8 protein-coding genes are annotated in these 9,730 nt (G+C 42.9%); 3 read left to right on the top strand and 5 right to left on the bottom strand.

Annotated elements, in window-relative coordinates:
- Positions 1-193: 193 nt before the first annotated feature.
- Positions 194-1,303 (bottom strand): alpha/beta hydrolase, encoded by a 1,110-nt coding sequence (locus CDG77_RS07425; protein WP_223269732.1) that lies wholly within the window; start codon positions 1,301-1,303, stop codon positions 194-196.
- 178 nt (positions 1,304-1,481) lie between these two features.
- Between CDG77_RS07425 and dprA the strand changes: the two genes are divergently transcribed.
- Positions 1,482-2,600, top strand: a complete 1,119-nt coding sequence (gene dprA / locus CDG77_RS07420) for a DNA-processing protein DprA (RefSeq protein ID WP_094328758.1) — start codon at positions 1,482-1,484, stop codon at positions 2,598-2,600.
- A gap of 113 nt (positions 2,601-2,713) precedes the next feature.
- Here dprA and CDG77_RS07415 read toward each other — a convergent pair whose 3' ends face one another.
- A complete protein-coding gene (locus CDG77_RS07415; RefSeq protein WP_190233920.1) occupies positions 2,714-4,276 on the bottom strand; it encodes a serine hydrolase in 1,563 nt (520 codons plus the stop codon).
- Positions 4,277-4,450: 174 nt separating this feature from the next.
- Positions 4,451-5,191, bottom strand: a complete 741-nt coding sequence (locus CDG77_RS07410; protein ID WP_094328747.1) for an RNA methyltransferase — start codon at positions 5,189-5,191, stop codon at positions 4,451-4,453.
- A 262-nt stretch (positions 5,192-5,453) separates the two neighbouring features.
- On the opposite strand from CDG77_RS07410, the gene CDG77_RS07405 reads away from it, so the two are divergent.
- Together CDG77_RS07405 and CDG77_RS07400 are read left to right on the top strand one after the other, a co-directional pair.
- Complete coding sequence (locus CDG77_RS07405) at positions 5,454-8,006, top strand: penicillin acylase family protein (RefSeq protein ID WP_190233919.1); 2,553 nt, start codon at positions 5,454-5,456, stop codon at positions 8,004-8,006.
- 192 nt (positions 8,007-8,198) lie between these two features.
- Positions 8,199-8,642, top strand: a complete 444-nt coding sequence (locus tag CDG77_RS07400) for a hypothetical protein (protein ID WP_094328746.1) — start codon at positions 8,199-8,201, stop codon at positions 8,640-8,642.
- Between the two features lie 37 nt (positions 8,643-8,679).
- On the opposite strand, the gene CDG77_RS07395 is transcribed toward CDG77_RS07400, so the two are convergent.
- Together CDG77_RS07395 and CDG77_RS07390 are read right to left on the bottom strand one after the other, a co-directional pair.
- Positions 8,680-9,363, bottom strand: coding sequence for a class I SAM-dependent methyltransferase (locus CDG77_RS07395; protein ID WP_094328745.1), 684 nt, complete (start codon positions 9,361-9,363; stop codon positions 8,680-8,682).
- A complete protein-coding gene (locus CDG77_RS07390) occupies positions 9,360-9,692 on the bottom strand; it encodes a low molecular weight protein tyrosine phosphatase family protein (RefSeq protein WP_094328744.1) in 333 nt (110 codons plus the stop codon). Before CDG77_RS07390 ends, CDG77_RS07395 begins: the two co-directional genes overlap by 4 nt.
- Positions 9,693-9,730: the final 38 nt, after the last annotated feature.

Here is a 9,730-nt window from a genome sequence, read left to right as displayed (position 1 = left end):
GGCAAGATGCCCATCCCACAAGAAAATTTGGGATATTTTTTTATTTGGAAGTCCCTTAGCTAACGCCACGACCATTTAAAGAAATTAAGATGGATTGGGGCGAATGGATTAGACCTTCTATTAATTCGTCAACAGTTAATTCTATTCGCCCAATCATCTCTAAAATTTTTACCAATTATTTAGGATAGCTATATTACTTTTGCAGAATTTGTAATAATGCTTGTCGATAAATTTTTAGCCCCTCTGCATTCAGATGGTCGCCATCAGTTGTCAAATTTTCTTTAAGAACATTATTTTCATACAAGGGTGCTAGTCCTGCTGCTTCAACTGGGACTTTTTCTGCCTCAGCAACTTGATTAATCAGAACATTAATTTGTTCGACTCTAGGAAGTGGGGCTGCTAAAGTTGGATCTAAGCTGGCTGCAACTGTTGAATAAAAAGCTGGAATCAGAAAAATCTGTTTATTTCCCATTGTTCTGACAAGTGCGATCGCCGCTTGCAGGTTTTTGCTAAACAACTCATCACTAATTCCATACCAAGCATCGTTTCCACCGATGGCAATAATGGCTTTTTCACATTTCACCTTGGTAGGAATTAAACTTTTAAGTTGCTCCAGTAAAGAGATTGTACTCAGACCATTTAACCCAAAATTAAAAGTACCATTCCCAAGAGTATTGCCAAGTTCAGCCGAAACAGAATCGCCAAATAAGCAACCTGAGAACTGTTTATCTTGAGCAGCAAGTATCTGATATTGCAGCGCAATTTGCCCTAACGGTGAAGAACTTACGTCGTCTTTCGGCGGTGCGCTAGCAGAACCAGAAGATAAATTGGCCATGCTGACTAGCTGAGAAATTTTTGATACGTCCAAGACTAGTTGATTACTAGGATAGGCTTCTAGAAAGCTGGTTATTCCTAAACCTTCAGGTGATTTGGCTCCTAAGATAATAGCAGATCGTAGCGCTTGGATACTGCCTCGATCGCTACCGGCGATCGCAGAACGTGTCGGAAAGACAGTCGCTTGGGAAACAAAAGATAAAATTTGCTTGCCCATTCCTGTGTTGATCAGCTTATCTAAAGCCGCAATATCAAGGGACATTTTCACCTGAAGAGCATCTTGAAACTTCTGTTTATCTTTAGCGCTGAAGTAACCTAAAAAAGATTTTAGATCGCCAGAAACCTTTTGTGTCTCGCCATAGTTGCGTATATCTGCTACTGGGATCGATTGCTCAAACAATCCGTACCTGACAGTAACTTTTTCGGCTGCTAAACTAGGCAACAAATCAAAACAACTATGTAGCAGCAAAAATATTAAGCACCCAGATAGGCTTATTAGAAGACGATAGAAATATTTCATCACAGAAGATCAAAAAATAATACTCAATAGTTAATAGTCAAGAGTCAAGAGTCAAAAGTCAAGGGGAATTGGGGATTAAGGATTGGGGATTGGGAATACTCAATCCAGTAGGAGTGAGGATGGAATGGTGGTAGAAGAAGGCGCATATTGGCTAGCTTGGACGCAAATTTCGGGAATTGGCCCGGTATTGCTGCGACGGATGCAACAGCATTTTGGCACGCTGGCAACAGCTTGGAACGCTAGCAAGGTACAGTTAGGAGAGGTGGAAGGTTTGGGTTTTCAGACACTAGAAAAAGTAGTACAACAGCGATCGCGTTTGCACCCAGAACAACTTTTCACCAAACACCAGCAGGAAAACCCCAATTTCTGGACACCAGCAGATGCAGATTATCCTCGCTTACTGCTGGAAACTCCCAGTCCTCCACCGATTTTATACTATCGTGGTGAAGTCGAACTCCAAGAAAATCTCGGACAAAAACCGATGGTTGGAATTGTCGGCACTCGCCAACCCTCAGAATATGGTATTCGTTGGACTCGCCAAATTAGTACAGCTTTAGCTAAAAACGGCTTTACAGTTGTTTCTGGGATGGCAGAGGGAATTGACACAGAAAGCCACATCGCCGCCATGAAAGCAGGTGGACGGACGATCGCAGTTTTAGGAACTGGTGTAGATGTCATCTATCCACATAAAAATCGGGATTTGTACAAGCAAATTTTGATGGCTGGGTTAGTCGTGAGTGAGTATCCCACCAAAACCCCACCCAATCGCACGCACTTCCCCCGTCGCAACCGCATTATTGCAGGCTTAAGCCGCGCCATCCTGGTAATGGAAGCACCGATTAAATCTGGTGCCTTAATTACTGCTACCTACGCCAATGAATTTGGCAGAGATGTATATGCATTACCTGGGAGACTGGACGATTATCCATCCCAAGGGTGCTTAAAGTTACTAAGCCAGGGAGCTTCTTTCATTCTTAAGGAACTAGATGAACTATTAACAATGCTGGGAGCAATCCCACAAATTGATGGAATTGAGGCTTCTACAGTGCCAGAACAGTTAAGTTTACCAACTTTATCACCAGAATTGCAAAGAGTAATGGAGGCACTCACAAGCGATCCTTTACCCTTCGATTTTATTGTTCAACAAACCGGCATGGCCTCTGGTTCAGTTTCCAGTGCTTTGTTACAGTTGGAACTTATGGGTTTAGTTTCGCAACTGCCAGGAATGCGATATCAAAAAAGTTAAGAGTTAAAAGACAACAGCATTGTTTAGCTTTGTTTTTAGCAATCTAGCGATCGCATTTATGGCATAGGGATTTCAAGCCAAATTAAAATCAAACTGTCGTTTTTAATTATGAATTATCTTGGTGGATAATACTGGGGATTCATAACTGGAGATTGATAACCGTTTGTAGGTACAGTACTTCCTATACCGTTGGGTGGAGGACTGACAACAGGAGGCTGATAAATATTCATGGGCACTGTGCCTGTTGTACCGTTGGGTAAAGCAGGATTCGCAACCTGGGGCTGATAACCATTTGCGGGTATAATGCTTGTCGGACTATTGGATACGGCAGCATTCTGGCTAAATTCTTCGTAGGCAGCACGAGAAATTGAGCTAATCAATTTTTCAGCGCGAGGATCGTTTTCGGGGCGTTGTACCATGACAGAGGCTATATAGCGCTTGCCAGTTGGAACAACAATTAAACCTGTGTCTGCCAACATTGTGCCGATATCACCCGTTTTGTGGTAGGCTCTCGCGCCTGTTCCCAAACCTGATGGTAGCAGAGTATTTTTCTCAGTGCGACGCAAGATATCGAGCATGAGATCGCGTGATGGCACACTGACTAAATTTCCTTGACTCACAATCGCCATCAAATTCCCTAGTTCCTTGGGACTAGTGGTGTTTGTCCCTTGCAAATCTGGCAGTTGATTACGAATTGTTGTGGTTGTTAATCCCCAACTGCGGAAACGCTGGTTTAACGCCTCTATCCCACCCAGTTTGGCAATCAGCATATTTGTCGCCGTGTTGTCGCTGATTGTAATCATTTTAGTGACTACTTCTAGAGCGGCGTACTGGGTTCCAGCTGGTTTATATTGCAGAGTTCCTGAACCGCCAGCTATTGCATCCTGTTGCATGGTCAGCATTTCATCCAGGCGAATTTTCCCCGCGTCCACATCCTGGAAAAAGGCAATCAGAATCGGCACTTTAATCGTGCTAGCCGCCGGAAAACTGGTAGAGCCATTGACATCTACATAATTACCAGTATCCAAATCTACCAAGAAAACGCCGGGTGTAAGATTTGGGTTGGTGGTGGCCAAATTTTGCACGGCATTTTTCAAAGAGGTAATTTCCTGGGATAGGTATAGGCTGGAAACTGCGGTTGGGGGAGTTTGGGCTGGTTGCGGCTGCGATCGCACATTACTATTAGATTGGGGCGCAGAAGTGGTGCTGATGCGATTCGCTGGGTCTAATACTGATAACACAGTGCCCACAATTGCACCCATCCCAACACCCACAATCAATAACCGCACAATATACAATATAGTTTTCGCCATTGGCTTTAACCGCGTCTTCCGCGATGAGCGCCTACCTGTCTTTGGCTTTTCCATCCGCACAGCTTTAACCATCACAGCACCTGGTCGGAAAGGAGGAATTTTCCCTTTCACGGTAGGTATTGGTTTGACTGCTGTTGGCATGACTAACCCCGATTTTACCCTGCGTGTAGCACCAGGCATTGGGGGAGGACTGATGCGATTTTTTGGGCGTGCTAGCGCTGCTTCTCGTCCATTGGTAGCTTGTTGCTGGCTGTTAGCTTTAACTTTCTTTTGTGCCACTTTTTGAACTTTTTGTGGACGTTGGCGGCGATTTAAGGGTTGTCGCCGCGAGAAAGCTGTTAGTTCGTCACTTGACTCTGACACAGTTACTCCTTGTGACCGACTTGACTGTTTTCTTGCAGACTCCTGACCCAAAACTTAATCTTTAAGCAATATTAATACTCAAATTCCACTTTGCCACTAAGTAGCATTTTTGTGTTTAGTTTAAGCCATATTAAATATTTTGGGGGGATGATTGCGTATATATTAAACGAATAATTACAAGTTTTCACCATCCCTTTGGTTTTTCAGGGCCCATTCTACCTGCTGTAAAATTCCTCGGAGCATTGCTACTTCCCCAGTTTTCAGGTGAGCGCGATTATATAGTTGGCGAAATTTTCCCATGCGACTAGCTGCCGTATGGGGATATACATAACCAATTTTCAGTAATAGTGATTCTAATTGCTGGTAGTATCCTTCTACAACATCTAAGGGAGCGAGTTCAGTTTGGGGTAAGGTCTGAATGTCAGATTGCGGGGCGCATTGTGACAATTCATAACAACAGATTGCTACGGCGGTGGCCAAATTTAGGGCTACATAATCTTGACTTGTGGGAATACCAACAAACCTCTGGGCATAATTTAATTCTTCATTGCTTAATCCCCGGTCTTCCCTGCCAAAAATCAGGGCTGCGGGTTTTTCTGGTTCCTCCAGTAACCAAGGTAGTGCGGTGCGGGGATTTTCTAAAGGTGTTTCTAAACTGCGAACGCGACCGGTGGTAGCGATCGCCCGTACACATCCATGCAATGCTTCTGGTAAGGTCGCCACTAATTCCGCAGATTCGATAATTTCCTGAGCATGAACAGCCATCATCAAAGCTTCCGTCGATAGCGGATCGCATTGGGGGTTCACTAATACTAAATTATATAGCCCGAAATTTTTCATTACTCTGGCGATCGCCCCGATATTTATCGGCCCAGCTGGTTCTACCAACACAATTCTTAATCCAGCCAAGCCCATTTTTTGCCTCCTGCGATCGCACCAATAAGATATTTTTAAGCTAATTCTCAGCATTGTGGTTCTGCTGAAGAGTTCCCTTGGAATCATTTTAGCTGTGTAAGTGAATGCCTGTGTCAGGTTTGAACAGTTCAGCGCAATCTTCGCCGTTCAGCTAGTCGTTCGTCGCTTTCTTGATTGTAAAGGTGGTAGAACAGGCATTAAATCAATATTGCTCGCTCTACTGTAATATCAACTTTGTAACATCACGTGATTTTACTAAACAATGCCACAGCCAGCCAAAATAAAAAGCTTCAGGAAACGTTGGTTTCCTCAGATTATCACAAGAACTTTGATTGTGCTGTTAGTGCTGGGGCTATTGTTAGCGGGATTCGCCACATCCATTGTGCGTCAATCTTTTGCTCAAGAGAGTGGCACAATTCAACTACCTGAACTCAAAGCGGAAGTAACCGTCCAGCGCGATAAATGGGGAATTCCCCAGATTTATGCTGCCAACTCCCACGATTTATTTATGGCGCAAGGTTATATCCACGCCCAAGACCGTTTTTGGCAAATGGATTTTTGGCGACACATCGGTTCTGGGCGGCTATCAGAAATGTTTGGTTCTTCTCAGGTTGACACTGACAGATATCTGCGGACAATGGGTTGGGCAAGGGTGGCGCAGCAAGAAATTAAAGAAATTAATGCAGAGATGAAGGCATATCTAGAAGCATACTCGGATGGTGTCAATGCCTATCTGAAGGAGCATCAAGGCAGCGCTCTCAGTCTAGAATACGCTGTGCTAAAATTCCTCAATCCTGGGTATAAGCCAGAACCTTGGCAAATATTGCATTCCCTGACTTGGGGGAAAGTGATGGCTTACGATTTGGGTACAAATTTCCAGAGTGAGGTTGAACGTGCCATCCTGCTCAAAACCCTTACTCCCGCGCAAGTCGAAGAACTTTATCCGCCATATCCTCAAGATTTGCCAGCGATTTTACCTGAGTTCCAAAAAGAGAAAACAGGAGAGGATGAAAATTCTGACGATCCGCCATTTACCGCCTTTGATATTGAGGAGGTAATGCAGGCAATTACCAAGCCGATGATGGCTTTGGAACAACTTATCGGGCCAACGGGAATAGGCATTGGTTCCAATAACTGGGTAATATCTGGCGATCGCACAGATACAGGTAAGCCAATTTTAGCAAACGATCCCCACTTAGGTGTGCAAATACCCTCTATTTGGTATGAGGTTGGTTTGCATTGTATATCTAAGAGTGCAGAATGTCCTTACAACGTTACTGGCTTTTCCTTTGCGGGAATGATTGGGGTGATTATCGGTCATAGCGATCGCATTGCTTGGGGTGTAACTAATGTACTATCTGATGTAATGGATTTATACATTGAGAAAATCAATCCCAACAACCCCAATCAGTATGAGGTAAATGGCAAATGGGTTGATATGAAACTCCTGCAAGAGACGATTCAAGTTGCCGGAAGTCAGCCAATTATCCAAACGGTTCGCTATACCCGACACGGGCCGATTCTCTCTGATGTTTCGCCCAATCTGAAGGAGTTCCAACCAAGTCAGCCGTTAGAAATACCCCAAAACTACGCCGTAGCCCTGCGCTGGACAGCCCTAGAACCTTCTAAACTAGCGGATGCCATTCCCCAAATAAATCGCGCCCAAAACTGGCAAGAATTCCGCACTGCTGCGAGAAATTATGATGTCCCGGCTCAAAATTTGGTCTACGCCGATATTGATGGCAATATTGGCTACCAAATGCCTGGTAAATTCCCCATCCGTGCCAAGGGAAAGGGGCGTTATCCCGTTCCCGGTTGGACGGATGCTTATGAATGGCAAGGCTATATTGACTTTGAGAAGTTACCCAAAAGTTTCAATCCATCTCAAGGTTATATTGCTACTGCTAATAATTTAGTTATGCGTAAATATCCTTACTTAATTACCGCAGACTGGGTTTATGGCTATCGGGCGAAGCGCATCGTTGAGATGATTTCAGAACAAACGGAACCGATTTCTGTGGAAGATGTGCAGCAAATACAAGGTGACGATCGCAATCTCAATGCCCAAATATTAATACCGCTACTGCAATCTATCATTGTTGAGACTCCACGTTTACAAGCAGCCCAAAAACTTTTGCAAGATTGGAATTTGCAGTTAAGAATGACATCACCTGCTGCTGCCTTGTTTGAAGTATTCTGGAAACACTTGCTAGCAGATACGTTTCACGATCGGTTGCCTGAGAGATATTTTCCCAATGGGGGCGATCGCTGGTATGCTGTGGTAGCAAATTTGGTAAAACAGCCTAATAGTTCTTGGTGGGATAATCGCAACACCCCAAAAGTTGAGAACCGCGACGAAATTTTGCGGCAATCCTTTACGGAAGCTGTGGATGAACTAGAACGGGTTCAAAGCAAAGATCCGAAAAACTGGAATTGGGGCAAACTACATACTGTTACTTTTCGGAATGCCACATTGGGTAAATCTGGGGTTGCACCGATTGAAGCTTTATTTAATCGTGGTGCATTTGCCACGGCTGGTAACGGCGAAACAGTGAATGCTAACCGATGGAGAGCAAATAAATCTTTTGAGGTGACAGATATTCCTTCTCTGCGGATGATTGTAGATTTGGGAAATTTGGATAACTCAGTCGCGATTCATACACCCGGACAATCAGGACATGCTTTCCATAACCACTACAACGATATGGTTGACTCTTGGCGCAAGATTGAATACCACCCTATGTTGTGGGAGCAAAAGAAGGTTACTGCTAGTACTGCTGCGACATTGAAGTTAGTTCCAAAATTGGGAGTGTAAAGCGCAACCCGACTATAGAATGTTAAATTTTGCTACTTAAGTGTAATTACATACACATTATGGACAAAATGAAGTATAAAGTAACAGGGCAACAGAAATCAAGATTCTTTTTAGTTAGAAAAAAGCATTTTCGCTGGCCATTTATTTCTGCTGTCCAACTTTCCCGAAACATAGTTGGAGATAATAGAACAAATGCAACGTGTATTTAAACAAAGTTTTATGCTTTCAGTCACTACTGCGATCGCATTATTATTTGCAGGTTGCGGAGAAAGTAAGGTTGCCCAATGTAACAAAGTTATAAAAGTTGCGAATCAGGCATCTACTCTAGGTCAGGAATTCGGTAAAAACCCCAATCCGGCTAAAGGTTCTAAAGCTTTAACTGAACTTGCTGGTAAGATAGATCCACTTACCCAAGAGATGAAAACCCTCGAAATTAAGGATGAGAAGTTGCAGGGTTTTCAAGGACGCTTTATCACACTCTATCAGAACATTAGCAAGCAATTGAATAATGCAGCAGGCGCTATAGATAAAAAGAATATACCAGCAGCACAGGGCTTTTTGGTATCTCTGAAACAAAGTAGTACCGAAGAAAGTTCAATAGTCAAGGAAATTAATAGCTACTGTTCTGGTAAATAATCAATTCTGCATGGAATCTCGATCAAAAATATACTAGTTAAATAGTTGGTCGATAACCACCGAAAACAGCAAAGCTAAAATTTTTATACCAGCAATCCACATTTTGGAATCCAGCCGCTTCTAGCCAGCGAAGTTGAATATCAAGAGTTGCCATGCGATCGTATTCCATGCGTTTTTGTGCAGCTTTCAGATCCTCTTCTGATATACCGTTAGCGCGGATAGAGTCTAACCAGTGTTGGCGATAAAGTTCTTCTAAATCAGCAGTTTTGCCGAGAACTTGGTCGGCATTGACAAATATTCCACCAGGTTTTAGGACATCATAAATCCGTTGATAAAGAAGTTCTTTGTCGAAATCAGAAAGATGGTGAATCGATAAGGCAGAGATGATAAGGTCGTAAGAATCACCCAAATCGGTCTCAATGTAGTCACCAATTAAGATTTTGGGAGATTTACCCATTTTGCTAAATCTAAACTTAGCTTTCTCTAGCATCTCAGGGGCTAAGTCTAGTAAGGTGAACTCTGCATTGGGGAAGACTGACTGAACCATACCTGAGTAAAGTCCAGTACCAGCACCCAAATCTAGAACTTTAAGCGGTGCAGTCCAATCGCCTGGGATGATTTCAACGGCTGTTTTGTAAAAGTCATCAAAACAGGGAATTAGAATCCGACGTAAGTTATCATAATCTCCGGCGGCAGAATTAAAAGCTTCTTGAATATTCATTGTTTAATTTTTAATATTGGTAGAACTTTCTGTTTTAACAACTCAATTAAAGCTGGTTCCATATACTCATAGTCATCAGGTATATCTAAACAAATAATTTTTTTATCTTTAAGAAATGGCTGAAAATTTTTTGATAGCTTGCTTTTATGGGATTTTTCCATCACAAAGATCGTATCAGCCCATTGAATAGCTTCTGTTGATAATGGTACTTGAGCATAGCGATCTAAACCTGCCGACTCTGTTTCAAATCCTTCATATTCAGAAAACACAACCTCGGCGGTGGGGCTTCGCAGTTTATTCTGGCTACAGATAAATAAAAGATTTTTCATTAATTAGTATAAATTTTGTGTAGCCATTTATCGCAACT

This window comes from Nostoc sp. 'Peltigera membranacea cyanobiont' 213 (genome assembly GCF_002245975.1).
Lineage (GTDB): Bacteria > Cyanobacteriota > Cyanobacteriia > Cyanobacteriales > Nostocaceae > Nostoc.
This window is presented reverse-complemented; position numbering and strand designations above follow the sequence as displayed.

Excerpts from the sequence above, each read along its gene's own strand:
- CDG77_RS07405 (WP_190233919.1), top strand. The coding sequence starts at position 5,454 with ATGCCACAGCCAGCCAAAATAAAAAGCTTCAGGAAACGTTGGTTTCCT.
- CDG77_RS07390 (WP_094328744.1), bottom strand. The coding sequence starts at position 9,692 with ATGAAAAATCTTTTATTTATCTGTAGCCAGAATAAACTGCGAAGCCCC.
- CDG77_RS07410 (WP_094328747.1), bottom strand. The coding sequence starts at position 5,191 with ATGGGCTTGGCTGGATTAAGAATTGTGTTGGTAGAACCAGCTGGGCCG.
- CDG77_RS07395 (WP_094328745.1), bottom strand. The coding sequence starts at position 9,363 with ATGAATATTCAAGAAGCTTTTAATTCTGCCGCCGGAGATTATGATAAC.
- CDG77_RS07400 (WP_094328746.1), top strand. The coding sequence starts at position 8,199 with ATGCAACGTGTATTTAAACAAAGTTTTATGCTTTCAGTCACTACTGCG.